Below are 18,321 nucleotides of genomic sequence, written 5' to 3'. Positions count from 1 at the left end.
TACCGTCCGGTAACTCATCGCCACCTTTAGACTGACCGTACCACTGGTTCGTATAACCCGATCCGTGCTCGTAAACTGTAGCTCCGTAGCGGTTGAAGATGCTTACTTTACGAGCATTCATTCCGTCAAGATTCCAGTTATCATTCAATCCGTCGTTGTTTGGTGAAATACCTTTAGGGATTAAACAAGCTTCAGGAGTGATGGACTCACTATATTCAAGTGTACAACCTTCTGTAGTTGTAACTGTCACATTATAAATTCCTGCACTTGTAATTACCACTGATTGTGTTGCTGCCGTGAAACCATTTGGCCCTGACCACAAATACGTTACCGCATCAGGATTAAATGACCCTGATAATGAAACAGCTGTTATCGTGTAACTTGCGCCCTCACATTCACCAGTAATATCAATCTCTAACGCTGTTAAAACAGTAATCGTTACTGATTCTGATAAAGTCTGGACACATGAAGTTGCCGGTGACATTACTTCAACTAAAGTATAAACTGAGTTCTCAGTCAATGCTGGAGTTGGTATTTGAGCTTCTCCAGATGTGTCCAAAGTGATTGTCTGATCTGCAGCTCCATCTACTGTATAAGTAACTATAGCGCCTGGTGTTCCTGTAAACAAAATCACAGTAGTTTCCCCATTACAAATGGTTGCTTCTCCTGAAATCGTTGCTGTTGGAAGTTCTTTTACCGTTATATTCACAGTTTGAGATAAAGAAACGGTACATGATGCATCACCTGTCGACATTACACTTACTAAATCGTAAACGGTATTCGCTGTTAAAGCGATCGCGTCTAACGTAATTGTACCTGTATCGCCAATTGTTATTATTTGACTTGTACCTCCGTTTACTGTGTAGGTTACAAGGGCATTCGGTGTTCCGGTGAACGTTATTGCAGCGTTCTCTCCAGAACAGATTGTCGCTGTTCCGGACATTGTTGCTGTAGGAAGTGCATTCACCTGAGCGGTAATCAAGGTACGAGGTCCTATACATCCGCTTGGATCTACTACACTTACATAATAGTCTGTTGAACCAACTATAGAAACATCCGGTGTTGGTGCCGTAGCTGAACCTGTTCCTCCCACTGCCTGAGTGTACCACATTAAAGTGTACCCCGCCGGAGCCGTTGCCGTTAAAGGAGTCGCCGATTGCGAAACACAATAATTAGCCGGAGATGAAACCGTTGCAACGTCACTAATTCCCTGATAAGTGATGGTAATGGTTTTATCGCAATAGCGTGTTTTCCAATGATACACATAAACACCCGGTGTATTAAACCCTGAAATAACAGTTGTTTTAACGTTTGGCGTTTCAATGATGGTTACTGCAGGATTAGCTGCATCCGCTATCCATTGTCCCGTACCTTCTGCATCCACAGTCACTGATGTCTGACTACAAGTCAAAGTCATATCCTGGGTATTAATTCCGTTGAATGCTTTAAAATTAGCGGCATCCAACATATGACCTATTTTATTTTCTTTTGTTCTGAAGATGAAACGAGTATTGTTCTGACCAGCCGGAACCATATACGATCCTTGGATTAATTCCCAAGTAGTTCCAGTTCTCAAATGTTCTGCCACTAATGTAAATGGTCCTGAAGGTGGTCCGGCAAGTAACTGGATTGAAGTTCCCGAAACGCTTCTCGCAGCATGGGCAAAACTATAATCCATCTGCGTGATTTCAGACGTGTCAAAATCTTTATAATGACCACGAACATTAACCATATCGGTTGGATTCCAATCTGCTTCAGGATCATTAACAAGCTGAACAGCCTGTCCTCCACTATATGGATAATATCCACTTGCACTTGTTGTTGCACTTTCTGCAAAGAATATTGAAGACCATGTTAACCAATTGTGTCTCCATCCTGGCACTACATATTGAGTACAGAAATTATCCACCCCTCCAAACGGAGCAGCGGGTTGTTCGAAATCATAATTAACGGCATCTACATCGCAGAAATTCTCAGGTGTTCTTACACACAAATTGAATAATCTGCTGTTTGGTGCAGCTCCGTTAGGACTAGCCCCATTAAGTGCCAATCTTACTTTGTAGTTCTGACCCGGAATTAATTCAGACGAATACATTGCTGTAATTGCATTGTTATTACTGCATGCAATTTGTGTTAAAGTCCCATCTGTTTCTTGTTTGTATAAGGTCATCATGATATCTGGATAAGGCAAATCACCTGATGCATAATAAAATGGCCCTGTAAAACCGTTCACCTCAATAATATGTATTTTTTGAGTTGCTGTAAACTGTAACCAAATGTCTCCATTATTCGTTGCTACACAACCTGAAGGCACAGTAGTTGTAGGCGTCGCTCCAATAAAGGATACATCTGTTCCGGAAACTGTACAATCGTCTGTTTCGTTAACTGGTACAACTATTGCGTTTGCAGGTTCATCGTTTCTTACGAACTCAAATGGTCCTGACCAAAAACTTGTGTTTCCGCTTCCGCAAACTGCTCTTACAAAATATTCGTAAGTGGAAGCATTGGCATTTGCAAAATCAGCAGCAGTTGGTGTATATGAATTTGTACCAACTAAAGTTCCTGATTGAGGTAATGCTCCAAAACCAACCGGCTGAATAAAGACTTCCCACTGGGTTTCAGTACCTCCGGCAGTCCATGAAAGAACAGATTGATTATTTACTGCTAAATTGGTAGGTTGTGGACAAGCAATTGCACTACAAGAAGAAACCCCTGTATACATTACTCTTCGTGGAGTTCCTAAGCCTATCGGGCTGGTCCAAACCACAGTTCCTGAAGAATTAGCAACAGTTACATAAGCATTTGGCCACTGATTAGGAACCGTACCGATTGCATCCCAGAATAATGAAAACTCAACCCCATTACACAAAAACACTGTAAAAACTCGTGGAGGAGCCTGTGTCGATGGCGTACTGCTTGGGAAAGTCATTTCCTGTAACACAACACCATTCTGAATCAATTGGATTGGCCCAGCAGGTCCTGAACCGTTTGCTCCGTTGTATAACGTAATGGTATACTCACACAAGTCAACATAGCTACATCTTGTTGTAAACTCATATGGCCCTAACCATTCTGTTTGATTGCTGCCACAAATCGATCTCACATAATATTCGTATCGGATTGCCGGCGTTAATCCGTTAATCGTGATACTGTTGGTTGTCGTTGTGTGCAGGTACGATGGGTTTGTATTTCCAACCGGTGCAGGCGATCCGTAAGGCTGAACCGATACTTCCCATGTAGACACATTGGTATCTGCCGCCCATGATAATTGAACTGATGTATCTGTTAAATTGGATGACACAACATTTGATGCTTGTGAACATGCAGGAATATCTTCAATAATTACATTATCAATAACTAATAATTGTCCTCTGTATCCTTCCGGCATCGGAGTATGGAAAGGCACCTGGAAAGCTATATTGATATTACCAGTGATTCCCGGAGGAAGGTTGATAATTTTCTCTTTATAAACTTCATTATTAATTAAAACAGGATCAGTAGATGAGTCATACAATGTGGTTGTAAACTCCGATAAAGCAATTCCGTTAGTCGACAATTTAACGTTTAAATCTTCAGTAAATTCGAAATAATTCACTCTGTAATAGTAACGCAAACGTTGATTTGCAGTAACGTTAAAGGTTGGTGAAATCAACCAATCATTATTGGCACCATTGGTACCGGTAAACATAGCAGCTGCGTTGTCTCCTTCATAAGGATATGTTGTGTTGTTTAGCGTCCATGTTGTATTATCGTTGTTTTGATTGACAACTCTCCAACAGTTTTCCGTAGTTGAATTCGAATCAAATGTTTCCGCAAATGGCGTATTGATTGGCGCGCACAACGTTCTGAAATTAACAGGTCCAACCCACTCACTCTGGTTTGTCCCATCGCAATAAGCTCTTACATAAACTTCATAATTAGTAGCTGGTGCTAAGCCTGTAACGCCGTAAGTAGCAGTTGGTGCCGTAAAGTTGAAGTTAGGTGTCCCCACTCCTACCAAAGTACCAGATCCTGTTGGAGTACCTGTTCCTTGTGGTTGAACTACAACTTGCCATTGTGTTTCAGCATACCCTTGTCCCCAAGATAATGTAGCTGTATCTGCTGTAACGTTTGCAGAAGCTATATTAAAAGGATTAGGACACGCAGGAGCATCTTCAATTTTTACATCATCAATATTTAGAGTTGATAATAGACCCGGTGAAGTCACTCCAGGTGGTACTCTGAATGCAATATAAACTGTACCGTTTCCTGTAAAGTACAATGATCTTTCCTGATAAGTAGAATTGTTGAATTCCGTCCAAGGCATAATCACTGAGAAACTTGCCGGATTGGTATCTGTAGTAGAAATTAACACCTCAACCCCATGTCTGATGGTAGAGGCAAAAATATTCATTAAAGCTCTGTATTTGAAACTAAGTTTTTTGTTTCCTACTGCATTAATTGCAGGAGAAATCAACCAGTCATTATATCCGGACGGCGTACCAAATCCTCTGCGAATATCTGCTTCTCCGCCCGCTGTAATAGACCAACCCACACCTCCGTCTACGTTATTGGTAGACCAGCAGAATTTTTTTGTGGTAGGATCTGAATCATTAAATGTTTCCAAGTAAGGCGCGTTAACTGCCACACACAAAGTGGTAAAATTAATTGGTCCTACCCAGCTACTTTGTAACGCAGAAGAGCAATAAGCTCTCACATAATACTCATAACGTGTTGCTGGATTTAGACCAGCAGGTGTATAAGTAACATCTGACCCGTTTAACGTTACGTTTGCATCTCCAACACTTACCAAAGTTCCGCTTCCTGTTGGTGCTCCCGTTCCTAAAGGCTGAATAACCACTTCCCATTGTGTTTCTACATCACCCTTTATCCATTTTAAATCGGCAGATGTAGTGGTAATGTTTTGTGCCACAGGCGTAATTGGGTTCGAACATGCCGGCTTGTCTTCAATGAAAACATCGTCAATATTAATTCTTGTTGCGGTCTGTCCTGTTCCTGGAGCTACCACAAAAGCAATGTTAATCGGTCCGGTAAAAGAAGTAGGAATGTTGATGATTTTTTCAACTAATGCAGTATTAGTAACCGAAGTTTCCGGCAATAATTCTGTAACAAAATCGGCAGATCCTACTCCAGTTGTAGAAATACGAACTGAGTATTTTGCACTACCAGATCCAGCCATTCTGTATTTATAGCGTAAACGCTTCTGAACCCCAGTAAAGTTTACCTGAGGAGAAGCAAACATGTCATAGTTATAATTTTGATTGGTACTGGTCTGCATCGTAGCCTCACTACTCAAATATGACCAGGTTAACCCGTCATTATTCACGTCGATTGGCGTCCAACAAGGTTCCGAAACTGTTGCTGAAGTACCCGTAAAAGCAGTAGTATAAGGCGTCGAAAACATATCACACTGCGTTTTGAAAGCGTAACCTGTCCCCCATGCTCCCGGAGTTCCGCCACATACTGATCTCACATATAATTTATATGCTGTAGCAGCAGTTAATCCAGAAATCGCATTATCTGTATTGGTACTTGTCGGTGTCCCTGAAGTAGCAACTGTTGGTGCAGCTGATGCAGCCGGCAACACTAAATATTCCCAAGCACTTGCTAGGTTTCCTGCATTGTTCCATGAAAAAGAAACCGTAGTTTGCTGTAAATTTTTATACGTATAAACTGCTGGTGGTGCACAAGTTGCATATTCCACTCTGAAGTTGAAACAAATGCTTGCTGTTGCAGACAAGCTGGAAGACAACACAATAAAATAAGTCTGTCCCGCCTGTACATAAAAGTTTGAAATTTGTTTTGGTCCAACAGCGTTTGTGCTTATTCCTGCCAAACAGGAAAACCCTACGCTGGCACAATCCTGATAAATAAAAGTACCCGTATTGGTATTAGCAAAACAACCTGATCCTCCAGCACTTCCTAATGGATTTGTAATCACATTGATCAATCCTGTTTGTGTGGGAGTTAATTTAAAGAAAGCTTTAGCTCCATTTAAATAGTTGCCAGTTACCGCTGGTGAAAGACATCCTGTACCTTGTGTTGTATAAACAACTGAAGCATTTTGATATAAATTCAAATTTGAATTTAAAATATAAGGAGAAGCTTCTGTAGGTGAAATCACAATTGGGTCAGTACATGCAGTACCAATTATGGAAGTTCGCATTGGAAATGGTCCTGCCCAACCACTTGCGGTTGAAGCATCACAAATTGTCCTGATGAAAACATCATAATTTGTAGCTGCAGTTAATCCTGTAGCAACATACGAAGTTCCTGTAGGTGTTCCTGAAGAAGCAGGTCCGCTTCCTTGAGGAACTATTTGAATATCGAAATTTGTTGCGGTTGGATGTGTCCAGGCCAAAGTAGCACCCGTTGATGTTATATTACTAACCGTAAAATTTGCCGACTGCACTTTTAAACATCCTTCAATAACACGCACATTATCAACAAACCAAGAATCCCCAGATGGTACAGCTCCTGGCTGTGTATTTTTAGCAACAAATGCTAAATAAATTTGTGTTCCTGTCGGAATCCCTGTTGGAATGGTTACAACTTTCTCTTCATATGTAGTAGCCGAGGTATTCAATGTCGTTTCGTCCCAAGACTGTAAAAGAACACCAAAATCATTGATGTTTGAAGTAGTCGTCGATACTCTTAATTCATAAACCGTTCCTAAATTTGTTGCGCTGCCCTGCTTGGTTAAAAATCGGATTTCTCCGTTTGCAGGAACGCTTAACAATGGAGTAACCAAATAATATTGAGCCGTATTGCTCGCTCCAATATTATCTGCAGCCGGATTTACATACGCTGCGTTGCCTCCTAAATAACCATCGGGAATGGTTCCCCAGCTACTTACTCCAAAACTGTTTTGGAATCTTGTCCAAGAAGCCGGTATCCCCGATTCGAAGGATTCTGTAGCCAACTGGCTATATCCTGCTACGGAGAAGAAAAATAAAAGAAAGGCGAAAAGACCTCCTCTTATTTTATTGCAATTTCCGTCATCCTCTTTTGATAAAAAAAGATGTCGATAATTTTGCAATACTTTCAAATTAGTTGATCGTAATTTTTCTTGCATTTTATTACACTTTTTGATTATACGGTTGTGGAATAAAAATAATTGTATAATTCCTATTTAATATAGGTGACACTTTGGTATTTACCGAATTTTGAAACTTAAAAATACACATTAAAAGCTTGAAAATAAAGGATTTAAACACCAAAACCGTTTTTAAAACCAAAAAGACGATGAAACCAAATAAGTTTAAGTTTTTTCGCATAAATACTCACTTCCCTTACAGCTTTACTCTCTGAAGTTAAGTTATTACGCTCTAAAAAAAAGACAGTTTTTATAAGGTTTTTCAACCATAAAGAATAATAATAAAATAGTCTTTATTTTATTTTTTTGAGCCTGGAATAGCATTTATAAAATAGAAAACATCATTGGAAATAAATTTATCCGTGTCTTCATAATTGCTTTTGACATTCAAAAACAAAATGCATCTTAAGTAAAATTTTATAGGCACGGCAAGAATGCTACTACTCTTGTATTAGTAAGCTCAAATCAATATTTATATAAAAATGAAACAAAAAAACCACTCGAATGAGTGGCTTTAATAAGAGTGAGGGTATTAAATAAATGTTTAGCAAGGCAATATTAAAAAAAAGAAAAGCAACTATCAATCACCATTTTTGGTGATTTTCACACTCACCTAATTTAGTGAAGGATGCAATCTAGAAATCCAGACAATCAATCTTAAAATATATTAAAACACTAAATATCAAAACACTGTACTAATCAGCTATCATTTCTTTAAACTGTTGAACAGGTAGAGGCTTACTGAAAAGTTTTTTCACATAACTGTTTTCATTCGCTTTTTTAATATCGTTGCTATCAATAGTAGAGGAAAGCATAAAGATTTCAGTGGTACTTTTAACTTCATCCGGCAGCAGTTCGTAGTGTGAAAGGAATTCAAAACCGTCCATCTCAGGCATTTTTATATCCAAAAGAATAATCAAGGATTCACTAAAATTGCTTTGATATTCATAAAGCCATTCAATCCCTTCTTTTCCATTACTAACGATATTAATATTAAAATGTCCTAATGTGTTTTTTAAAAGTTTTGTCGTGACCAACTGATCGATCACATTATCTTCAATAAGTAAAAAGGTATAATCAGGCTTCATAATGATTGGGTACAATTACGGTAAATGTGGTTCCTTCATTCATTTCAGAATTAACCGTTATTTCTCCGTTCAGGATTTCTACAGCTTCTTTTGTTATGTACAATCCTAATCCGGAACCAAGGTTGTGGTTAGTTCCAAAAAACATCTCAAATATTCGGGGCTTAACTTCATTTTTAATTCCAATACCATTGTCCTTTACTACAATTTTATGGAATTCGTTTTCATGGCTCGTTCTAATTTCAATAATTCTCTCGGTCTTTTCTTTATCACTATACTTTATAGCATTGGATACTAAGTTATTCAAAATAATTTTCAATCTCAAACCGTCGCTATGTATTTCATCGATTTCTAATTTCTTTTTTATTTTAATAGTCTTCGTCTCGCTCAAATGGCGGTATTGAGTGAGGACTTCATCAATAATTTTATTAAGACTTACCATTTCCCGCACACTTTCCTTTCGTTTATTTCTGGAATAATCAATAATATCACTGATAAATTGATCCTGCATGGCAATGCTCTGACTCATCAGTTCAAAATAATGTTGCAGTTGCTCACTGTTTTTTTCTTCTTTAGCAATTTCGATGAGTCCTTTCAAAGAAGTTAGAGGTGATCTTAAATCGTGAGAGGCACTGTAAACAAAATTATCCAATTCCTTATTAACCAGTAACAAATCTTTATTCTTGTGTTCAATTTCCTTAGCAGATTCAAGAAGCTTTTTCATCATTGCGGAAAAATATACACTTACACAACTGATTATAACCAAAATAAAAAAAACATTCGCAAAAACCAGATACGCTTTAATTTTCCTGGAGCCTACGGCCAAAGTATTGGAAAAATTTTGTTCATTTATGGTCAGTTTATCACTGATGGCCCCAATTTTTATCAGAAGTGCTTTTTTTTTGGAATCATCCAAACTTGACGTAGTAACTTTTTGCCGAATCTCTTGCCCCAATTTCGACAACTCATTTATCAGTGCGTCTCCCTTGGTCCATTCTTCGATGGCTCTTGCCAAAAAAGGAACCGACCTGAAATTTTTAAAGAGCCAGATCATGTCATCAAAATCCTCTTCATTGTTCCTGCCTGCTTTCAAGCCTTTTTTTACCAAATCATCACTTTGATTATTGAATAAAGCAATTCGGGCATCTCCATCTCCTTTAGGCACATTAATTTCCTGCACAAACAATTTCCAGTTAATTTCATCATTCGTATAAACATAAGTAATGAGATAACGCACGGCATCCTTCTGCCCTTTTGAATAATGCGATTCGCCGTTTACATATGCCCGATTTGCCGATAAGATCCTGATTGTACAATAATTAATAAAAATTAAAGACGCGCATGACAAAAACACAACGCAAAAAAGAAAATAAACGCTGGGAAGCTTTAATTTATCTGTGATTCTATGCTTTGCCATCTTGCGGTTGGAAATAATTGGACTTGTAATTTACTATTTTTCTTATAAAAAAAGAAAGAAATTTTAAAAAATTAATCACAGGCACTTTTTCAATTGTGAATAAATAAACTTTCCGTTATGAAATTTTACAAATACAACAAAATTTCACACATATTGTCAACTTAACAAAAAAGCTAATTAAAACTTTATTATTTTTACGAAAAATTTAATCAATTATGGAATCTAATCAATTACTCTCAGTAGCAGAAGAGTTCGGGTGTCCGCTTTATGTGTATGATGCCGCGAAAATTCAATCACAGTACAACCGTTTAACCAATGCATTTTCCAAGGTGGAAAAGCTGCGCATCAATTATGCAGTCAAGGCATTGTCAAACCTATCTGTTCTTAAGCTACTGAAGAAGATGGGTTCCGGACTTGACACCGTTTCCATTCAGGAAGTACAATTGGGCTTGCATGCCGGCTTTGCTCCGGATCACATCATTTACACGCCCAACGGTGTTTCTATGGATGAAATTGAACAAGTAGCCGCTTTAGGCGTACAAATCAACATTGACAATCTATCAATTTTAGAACAATTTGGCGCGAAACATCCTAATATCCCGGTTTGTATCCGCATCAATCCACACGTAATGGCCGGAGGGAATTCAAATATTTCGGTAGGTCATATCGACAGTAAATTCGGAATTTCAATTCATCAGTTACCGCATTTACTGAGAATTGTGGAAAATACAAAAATGCACATCAACGGTATCCACATGCATACCGGATCTGATATTTTGGATATTGAAGTTTTCCTGTATGCTGCAGAAATTCTATTTGATACTGCCAAACATTTCAAAGAATTGGATTTTATCGATTTCGGAAGCGGTTTCAAAGTACCTTACAAAAAAGGCGACATCGAAACCAATGTGGAAGAATTAGGCAAAAAATTAACCAAACGCTTTTTGGCTTTCGAAAAAGAATACGGCCGTGAATTGACCTTAACTTTCGAACCTGGAAAATTTTTGGTAAGTGAAGCTGGATTTTTCTTAGCGAAAGTAAACGTGGTAAAACAAACTACTTCAACGGTTTTCGCAGGAATCGATACAGGATTTAATCATTTGATCCGTCCGATGTTTTACGGTTCGGAACATTTTATTGAGAACATCACCCACCCGAAAGGAAAAGAACGTTTCTACTCGGTGGTAGGGTACATTTGTGAAACCGACACCTTTGCCACCAACCGAAGAATAGCCGAAATTAAAGAAGGTGATATTTTAAGTTTCCGAAATGCCGGGGCTTATTGCTTCACAATGTCTTCAAATTATAACTCTCGTTTTAAACCGGCCGAAGTGTTGTGGCATGAAGGAAAAGCACATTTAATCCGTCAACGTGAAACGTTTGAAGATATTTTAAGAAATCAGATTGAAATTGAATTGTAATCATAAAAAATCCCGCTCATTTTAGCGGGATTTTTTTATGCTAGAAATTGCACATTACACTTTGAAAATAATATATACTTCTTTGTAACATTTTGGCTTAACAATCGTTTTATTCTTACAAACCAACTAAGACCACCATGACCACATTCGCAAAAAAAGTGTGCTTTCTTCTTTTGATAGCATTGCTTCCTTTACAAAAAACGAGCTCTTGCAGCATGTACAAAATAACTGTAAACGGAAAAACGATAATCGGATGCAACGAGGATGCGTGGAGAACGACTCCTAAAATTTGGTTTGAAACTGCTAATGCTAAATATCGATATGGTGCAGCTTTCACGGGTTCGCGATTTGATGGCATTAATGGCTTTGCACCACAATCCGGGATGAATGAATACGGGCTTTGTTTCTCAAGATTAGCGAGTTATATCACTCCAAAGAAAACTTCCGGAATGGAGCAAAAACAAAAAATCACTAACCCGACGCTTTATTTAAAAAACATATTGCATAATTGTAAAACCGTTGAGGATGTGCAAAAATTCATCAGTCAATACAATCACAGCTTTTTTATGGACGATGTCTTCATTTATGTCGAACCGTCCGGTAAATACCTGATAGTTGAGCCGTATCTGATGACAGTCGGTTACGATTCGAAATATGTTCTTTCCAATTTTTGTCCATCGGAAACCAGTAAAAAAGAAGCCAGTCGTTTGGATCGCTATCAGAACGGAGTTACTTTTTTGCAAAACAAAAAACCAAATACTTCGCTTGAATTTTGTACTGCTTTATCCGACACAATGCATGTCTGTCGTGAAAAAATTGGAGACGGTACATTATTAAGTTCCATCTGGAATCCTAATGATGGCACCGTAAATCTTTACTTCTACCACAATTATAAAAACGGGGTCGAATTCAACATCAAAGAAGAACTTAAAAAAGGCAACCACATCTTTGAAATCCAAAACCTGTTTCCAAAAAACGAAGAATTTGAAAAACTAATTTCCTATCAAACCCCACAAAGCAATGAAAAAATAAGATTGCTTTTGATGGCCATTGGCTTGTTTTCTATTTTCTCGTCTTTGTATTTCGTAATTCAATATATCCGAAACAAAAAACAGCATGCAAAATACATACTGTTCTTTCTTCCTTTTGGAATTGTTTTACTCTATTACATGTTTGTTTTATGCACGAACATAAATATTTTTTACTTTAAAGCACCTTATCAGGATCACTTTTCATGGGTAATTTCGGCTTTATCCTATTTTCCTTTCCTATTACTGTTGCTCCTAATTCCAATAGGAAACCTTACATTTAAAGCATTTCGAAACGAAGGTTTTTCCAGCAATACGAAATTTATTTTAATCTTAAATTCGATTTGTTGCGTTGTCCTAATTGGCTTGTTCTGCTACTGGGGCTTTTACAATGTGTTTTAGGAACTGTAAAATCATTTCTTTAAAACCTCGGTCAATACCTCCGCCTCAGTACCGTTTGGAAACGGAATTTTCAACTTCTGGGCTAATGTTGGTGCAATTTCCGTAATTGCTTTTTTATCGTGGGATTCTCCTTTTTCAATTCCCCAGCCATAAAAAATAAGCGGCACGTGAGTATCATAACTGTAAGGGCTGCCATGCGTGGTTCCTGTAGCAGTATATTCCACATAACCGGGTTTGAAAAGTACGATCATATCACCATCCTGAATCGGATCATAACCTCTTGCAATACATGTCAGGTAATAATCGCTGGATGAGGCAGTCAGGATTTCTTCTTCGGAATACACTTTTTTCACGTATCGTTGAGTGTGCAGGTATTCTTTAAAAGCCTGTTTAACCTTCGGCAATTCCAAACCTTTGCTTTTTATGGTTTCTTTGTTAAAAAAGATATTGAAGTTGGAATAATTCAAAACCAAATCCGTTCCGAATGTCTTTACGGAAAACTCCGCCAATTCCCTTTCAATATTCTTCCACGGAATGTTTTCCACATCGTATTTGTTATCTTTCAGATACGTTACGTTTTCTGCTCCGGCATGATCGGCAGTCAGGAAAACCATATAATTGTTCTTGCCTACGGTTTTATCCAGATAGGAAAGCAGTTCGGCGATGGATTCATCCAAACGAAGATATGTATCCTGCAACTCTATGGAACGCGGCCCCAAAGTATGCCCGATATAATCTGTGGAAGAAAAACTTACGGTAAGAAAATCGGTAACATTGTCTTTTCCGAGGGATTCGGATTCAATGGCTTTTTCCGCAAAATCTACAATTAAATTATTCCCGAAAGGAGTGGATCGCAAAATCCCAGGATTATTATCGGCATGCATTTCTTTCAAACTGTACGGAAAGAATGGCGTCTTTTTATACAGTTTCCCTTCGTAAGGATTGTTATCGGTTAAACTCTCGTTATAAACTGCTTTTGGTTTTAATAAATCCCAACCTTTGTCTATATATTTCTGAAAGTGCTTTTCGTTATTGAATTCCGAAACCCAACCCGGTAATTGCTGACCATAGTATGTACTTGAAATAAATGAGCCGGTCTGACTGTACCAGAATGCCCAATCGGCAAAATGACCTGCCGGCAAAATAGCGCCGCGGTCTTTCAGGCTGATCCCGATTACTTTTCCTTTAAAATTGGTGGAAAGTTTCAATTCATCTGTAATGGTTGTAGCCTGAAGGTTTTTTGGTGACATCTCTCCTTCGCTCTTAGTACCGTCGCCCAATGTTTTCACAGAAGCATCGTCCGTACAGTACATTTCTTTTCCAGTAGCTCTGTTGAACCACTCATTCCCTACAATGCCATGCACATTTGGCGTTGTTCCGGTATAAACCGATGCGTGCCCCGGTGCGGTATACGTTGGCATGTAGTTATAATGCGTATTGTGAAAGGTATAACCATTTTGCATCAGTCGTTTGAACCCGTTAGCAGAAAAATCATCTGAAAAACGATAGAGATATTCCATTTTCATCTGATCAACGACAATCCCAACCACTAATTTTGGACGTTCTTGTGCCATCAAAGCAGATGCGGTCCCTAACAGCATCAATTGCAATAATCTTTTCATTATCAATTTTTTTATAAAAAAATCCCGAAAACCGGGACTTTATTTATTTTACATATTTCATATTATACACCAAAACACGGCTGTCTTCTTTAATATACAGCTGTTTTTGCTTACTGTCTTTATCGGTACGGATGACTAAAACACATTTTTCACCGTCGTTATTTACACATTGAAAACTGTCAATACTGCCTTGTTCATTGGTTTTTGAATCATCATACCCTAAAATGGTATACAGCTGAATTACTTCTGAGTACACAACGATTCTGTCTTTTGACGTATCCAGAGTGATTACAATGTTAACATCCTTAAATTTTGTATAAGGACTCCAAACTCCCTTTGAATTTTTTATACTCATACTTACTCCTGTCGTTTCAAAACGATATGTTTGTGCCGATGCATTAATCCCTACAAACAAAAGGAATAGTAAACTTATATTTTTAATGAATTTCATAATTTCTTTTTCTTTAAAAATTACAATAATGATGCCACTTCGTTGCGGGCTTTTTCAAACTCAATCATAACATCATCAACAATCTGCTGAACTGGTTTGATATCATGAATTAATCCGGCAATCTGGCCAATTTCCAGTTCTCCTTCATCTAAATCACCTTCAAACATACCTCGTTTGGCTCTGGCTCTGCCCAATAAGGTTTTCAATTCATCCGTGGTTGGACATTTGGCATACAACTCCTGTACATCGTTATAAAATTTATTCTTCACCAAACGAACCGGTGCCAATTCTTTCAACGTCAAATGGGTGTCCCCTTCTTTCACTTCCAGAATCGTTTGTTTGAAATTATCATGTGATGAACTTTCAAAAGAGGCCGCGAAACGACTTCCCATCTGAACGCCATCGGCACCTAAAACCATAGCGGCCAACATTCCCTGACCGGTCGCAATGCCTCCGGCTGCAATAAGCGGAATGGTAATATTTTCACGTACCATCGGAATTAACGTCATGGTGGTGGTTTCTTCTCTTCCGTTGTGTCCTCCGGCTTCAAAACCTTCAGCGACAACCGCATCAACGCCAGCTTCTTGTGCTTTTAAGGCAAATTTTGAACTGCTTACCACATGCACTACCGTGATTCCTTTTTCTTTTAAAAATGAAGTCCAGGTTTTCGGGTTTCCTGCAGAAGTAAAAACAATTTTCACGCCTTCTTCCACGATGATGTTCATAATTTCTTCAATGTTGGGATACAACATTGGCACGTTTACACCAAAAGGTTTATCAGTGGCTTGTTTACACTTTTGAATGTGCTCTCTCAACACTTCCGGATACATTGAACCGGCACCCAATAATCCTAAACCTCCTGCATTACTTACGGCACTGGCTAATTTATAACCGCTGTTCCAGATCATTCCACCCTGAACAATCGGATATTTTATATTAAATAGTTGTGTTATTTTATTCATAAAATTTCATAATCACCTCTTAATCAATCTTCCAGAAGTAGAAATATTATTCGATGTGATTTTGTAAATATAGACTCCTGAATTTAAATTATCAAGCGAAACCACTTGATTGTTTTGAACCGATTTTTGCAAAACCTGTTGTCCTAAACTGTTATAAAACGCAATAGAAACATCTGAAATTGTCTCGGTAAAACGAATACTGATTTGATTTGATGCAGGGTTCGGATAAACAACAAATCCATTTTTATCAAATTCAGACGTGGTTAATGTAGTGTTATAAGCCAATTGAAAGTCCGGAATACCATATCCGTAATTATTGTCCGGGTTAATATACCGATCTGCTGAAGCCTTAACTATTTGCACAATTTCAGTATTCGTTTTAGTAGGGAATGCACTCCAAAACGAAGTAACTGCCCCAGCCAAAATTGGCCCTGCAAAAGAAGTACCACTATTCGTTGAAATCGTTCCAGTTTGAGTTGCAACGGTGGATCCTACTCCCATTGCCATTAAATCCGGTTTGATTCGTCCATCGAATGAAGGCCCAATAGAACTGAATCCCGCTCTAACCTCCGAATTATTTACCGCACCTACCGCTAAAGTTGTTGCAGCATCGGCAGGAACACTGATATGAGGATCAGTTGTATTTCCTGAGTTTCCGGCTGAAGTAACCAAAAGCATTCCTTTACTGAAGGCAATATCAGCTCCTCTAGAAGCAAAAGCAACCTGACCATTTAAATCGGCATAGGTATAACTGTAGTTCGTATTCTGATAAGCAAAATAACCTAAGGATGTATTTACCACATCCACACCAAGACTGTCGGCCATCTCCAAAGCTTCCACCCAATTGCTTTCTTCAACAGGATTTTCACTGTTAATATCTTCGGTAATAAACAAATAATACTTTGCATCAGGTGCTGTCCCTACTAATTGCCCGTCAACGAAACCGCCCATATTCGATAGCACTTGAGTACCATGCTGATAACCCGTGTAAGGATTATTGGTTTTGTTTACAAAATCGTAACCGCCAAGAATAAGATTATTGTCACGCAAACGTTGAAAAGGTTCTTGCGTATCTACACCTGGAAAACCAGCATCCATAATGGCTACAACCTTACCTTGTCCTGTATAATTCTGTTGATGCAGAAAATGCGCATTCAACATTTGAATTTGAGTGGCAGAAGTACCGTAATTATAATTGGCCTGCGTTTCCTGAAACTTATTGGTATATGTAGTTTTGTTTTCACGGGAAATTCTACCGGCGGGATTAAGGCTTCGATTGGCAAAAAAAACATGATCCACAAACGCAAGGTTTTCCAGATTTTGAATATCAGCCTGACTTCCTCTGACATGCAATGCATTAAACCATTTGGATTTAGCTTTTACCGTAATTCCGGAAGCAGCAGTTATCTGATCAATATACGGCTGATGGATCGGGGCATCCTGAACTGTTACTGCAACACCATGCGCAGCACGTCTGTCCAAGGCTCTTTGGGTAAGCATGGTCAGCGGATTGTCGATATAGGTTTGGGCGTTAGGCTTATTGGTAAAATAAACCCAAGCATCTTCTTGTGAAAAAGACATCCAACCTGACAATAGCATTAAAATTAAGTAGGCTTTTTTCATAGCTTTCGATTATGGAAAGGCTAATTTATGAAATTACTCCGGAACCAACTAATTCATCTTCAAGATGCCAGGAAACAAATTGTCCTTCAGTAATCGCCGATTGAGATTCTTCAAAAGAAACGTACAATCCGTTTTCAAATTTATACAATATTGCTTTCTGCAACGGTTGGCGATAACGGATTCTGGCCATAACTTCCATTGATTCTCCGCTTTTCAGAGCTAAATCCTCACGAATCCAGTGAACTTCGGCATTTTTAACAAACAAAGCTTTTTTGAATAAGCCCGGATGGTTATTACCCTGACCGGTGTATATCGCATTGCTTTTAACATCAGTGGAGATGATAAACAAAGGCTCTTTGGTTCCGCCTACATTCAATCCTTTTCGCTGTCCGATGGTATAATAATGTGCCCCTTGATGCTTTCCGACCATTTTACCGATTTCTGGCGAATAGTCTATATTTTTGGCTTCAAAAGCTAATGAATCTTCTAATGAGGTGAATTCCGGTTTTTCTTGTGCATAGACGGAACTATCTGCAGCAATCTCATAAATCAAACCTTCTTTCGGTTGAAGTTGTTGCTGTAAAAATTCCGGCAAACGTACTTTTCCGATAAAACAAAGTCCTTGAGAATCTTTTTTCTCTGCGGTAACCAATTCCATTTTTGCCGCTATTTCACGGACTTCGGGTTTGGTCAATTCTCCAATTGGGAATAACGCTTTGGATAATTGTTCTTGTGATAACTGACACAGAAAATACGACTGATCTTTATTACCGTCTACGCCTGCCAGTAACTGATAAATTTCCTTTCCGTCTTTTTCGATGGTTCCTTTTCTGCAATAATGTCCTGTGGCCACATAATCGGCACCAAGACTCAACGCAATTTTCATGAACACATCAAACTTGATTTCACGGTTGCACAATACATCAGGATTAGGTGTTCTTCCGTTTTCGTATTCGTTGAACATATAATCGACAATGCGTTCTTTGTATTGCTCACTTAAATCGACGGTTTGAAAAGGAATCCCTAATTTTTCCGCTACCAAAAGTGCATCGTTACTGTCTTCCAGCCACGGGCATTCGTTGGATATGGTAACCGAATCATCATGCCAGTTCTTCATGAAAAGGCCAATCACTTCATATCCCTGCTCTTTTAATAAATATGCGGCTACACTCGAATCTACACCCCCTGATAACCCAACAACTACTCGTTTCATT

At 38.5% G+C, this 18,321-nt stretch carries 10 protein-coding genes; 2 read left to right on the top strand and 8 right to left on the bottom strand.

Going from position 1 to position 18,321, the window contains the following annotated elements; translation table 11 throughout:
• From ABGT15_RS13505 to ABGT15_RS13495, 3 genes are all read right to left on the bottom strand, one after another.
• Positions 1-7,075: choice-of-anchor J domain-containing protein (locus tag ABGT15_RS13505; RefSeq protein ID WP_367231984.1), on the bottom strand; the 7,075-nt coding region annotated here is incomplete at its 3' end.
• Positions 7,076-7,791: 716 nt separating this feature from the next.
• Positions 7,792-8,184: a response regulator gene (locus tag ABGT15_RS13500; protein ID WP_367231983.1), complete on the bottom strand. Its 393-nt coding sequence runs from the start codon at positions 8,182-8,184 to the stop codon at positions 7,792-7,794.
• Positions 8,174-9,418 (bottom strand): sensor histidine kinase, encoded by a 1,245-nt coding sequence (locus ABGT15_RS13495; RefSeq protein WP_367231982.1) that lies wholly within the window; start codon positions 9,416-9,418, stop codon positions 8,174-8,176. Before ABGT15_RS13495 ends, ABGT15_RS13500 begins: the two co-directional genes overlap by 11 nt.
• Positions 9,419-9,813: 395 nt before the next feature.
• On the opposite strand from ABGT15_RS13495, the gene lysA reads away from it, so the two are divergent.
• Together lysA and ABGT15_RS13485 are read left to right on the top strand one after the other, a co-directional pair.
• The gene (lysA, locus tag ABGT15_RS13490) at positions 9,814-11,019 is read left to right on the top strand and encodes a diaminopimelate decarboxylase (RefSeq protein WP_367231981.1); all 1,206 of its coding nucleotides are present in this window, start codon (positions 9,814-9,816) and stop codon (positions 11,017-11,019) included.
• Between the two features lie 215 nt (positions 11,020-11,234).
• Complete coding sequence (locus ABGT15_RS13485) at positions 11,235-12,449, top strand: hypothetical protein (RefSeq protein ID WP_367231980.1); 1,215 nt, start codon at positions 11,235-11,237, stop codon at positions 12,447-12,449.
• 11 nt (positions 12,450-12,460) lie between these two features.
• Here the strand turns inward: ABGT15_RS13485 and pafA are convergent, their stop codons facing one another.
• From pafA to mnmA, 5 genes are read right to left on the bottom strand one after another with little or no spacing between them, the layout of a single operon-like run.
• A complete protein-coding gene (gene pafA, locus ABGT15_RS13480) occupies positions 12,461-14,071 on the bottom strand; it encodes an alkaline phosphatase PafA (protein ID WP_367231979.1) in 1,611 nt (536 codons plus the stop codon).
• Positions 14,072-14,114: 43 nt separating this feature from the next.
• Positions 14,115-14,522: a hypothetical protein gene (locus ABGT15_RS13475; RefSeq protein ID WP_367231978.1), complete on the bottom strand. Its 408-nt coding sequence runs from the start codon at positions 14,520-14,522 to the stop codon at positions 14,115-14,117.
• A 20-nt stretch (positions 14,523-14,542) separates the two neighbouring features.
• Positions 14,543-15,484, bottom strand: coding sequence for an NAD(P)H-dependent flavin oxidoreductase (locus ABGT15_RS13470; protein ID WP_367231977.1), 942 nt, complete (start codon positions 15,482-15,484; stop codon positions 14,543-14,545).
• 12 nt (positions 15,485-15,496) lie between these two features.
• On the bottom strand, positions 15,497-17,107 hold the full coding sequence (locus ABGT15_RS13465) for a S8 family serine peptidase (RefSeq protein ID WP_367231976.1): 1,611 nt from the start codon (positions 17,105-17,107) through the stop codon (positions 15,497-15,499).
• Between the two features lie 25 nt (positions 17,108-17,132).
• A complete protein-coding gene (gene mnmA, locus ABGT15_RS13460) occupies positions 17,133-18,320 on the bottom strand; it encodes a tRNA 2-thiouridine(34) synthase MnmA (protein WP_367231975.1) in 1,188 nt (395 codons plus the stop codon).
• Between the last annotated feature and the right edge of the window lies 1 nt (position 18,321).

Origin of the sequence: Flavobacterium enshiense (assembly GCF_040750275.1) — a bacterium.
Lineage (GTDB): Bacteria > Bacteroidota > Bacteroidia > Flavobacteriales > Flavobacteriaceae > Flavobacterium > Flavobacterium enshiense_B.
This window is presented reverse-complemented; position numbering and strand designations above follow the sequence as displayed.

Excerpts from the sequence above, each read along its gene's own strand:
- ABGT15_RS13500 (WP_367231983.1), bottom strand. The coding sequence starts at position 8,184 with ATGAAGCCTGATTATACCTTTTTACTTATTGAAGATAATGTGATCGAT.
- lysA (WP_367231981.1), top strand. The coding sequence starts at position 9,814 with ATGGAATCTAATCAATTACTCTCAGTAGCAGAAGAGTTCGGGTGTCCG.
- ABGT15_RS13485 (WP_367231980.1), top strand. The coding sequence starts at position 11,235 with ATGTACAAAATAACTGTAAACGGAAAAACGATAATCGGATGCAACGAG.
- pafA (WP_367231979.1), bottom strand. The coding sequence starts at position 14,071 with ATGAAAAGATTATTGCAATTGATGCTGTTAGGGACCGCATCTGCTTTG.
- ABGT15_RS13475 (WP_367231978.1), bottom strand. The coding sequence starts at position 14,522 with ATGAAATTCATTAAAAATATAAGTTTACTATTCCTTTTGTTTGTAGGG.
- ABGT15_RS13470 (WP_367231977.1), bottom strand. The coding sequence starts at position 15,484 with ATGAATAAAATAACACAACTATTTAATATAAAATATCCGATTGTTCAG.
- ABGT15_RS13465 (WP_367231976.1), bottom strand. The coding sequence starts at position 17,107 with ATGAAAAAAGCCTACTTAATTTTAATGCTATTGTCAGGTTGGATGTCT.
- mnmA (WP_367231975.1), bottom strand. The coding sequence starts at position 18,320 with ATGAAACGAGTAGTTGTTGGGTTATCAGGGGGTGTAGATTCGAGTGTA.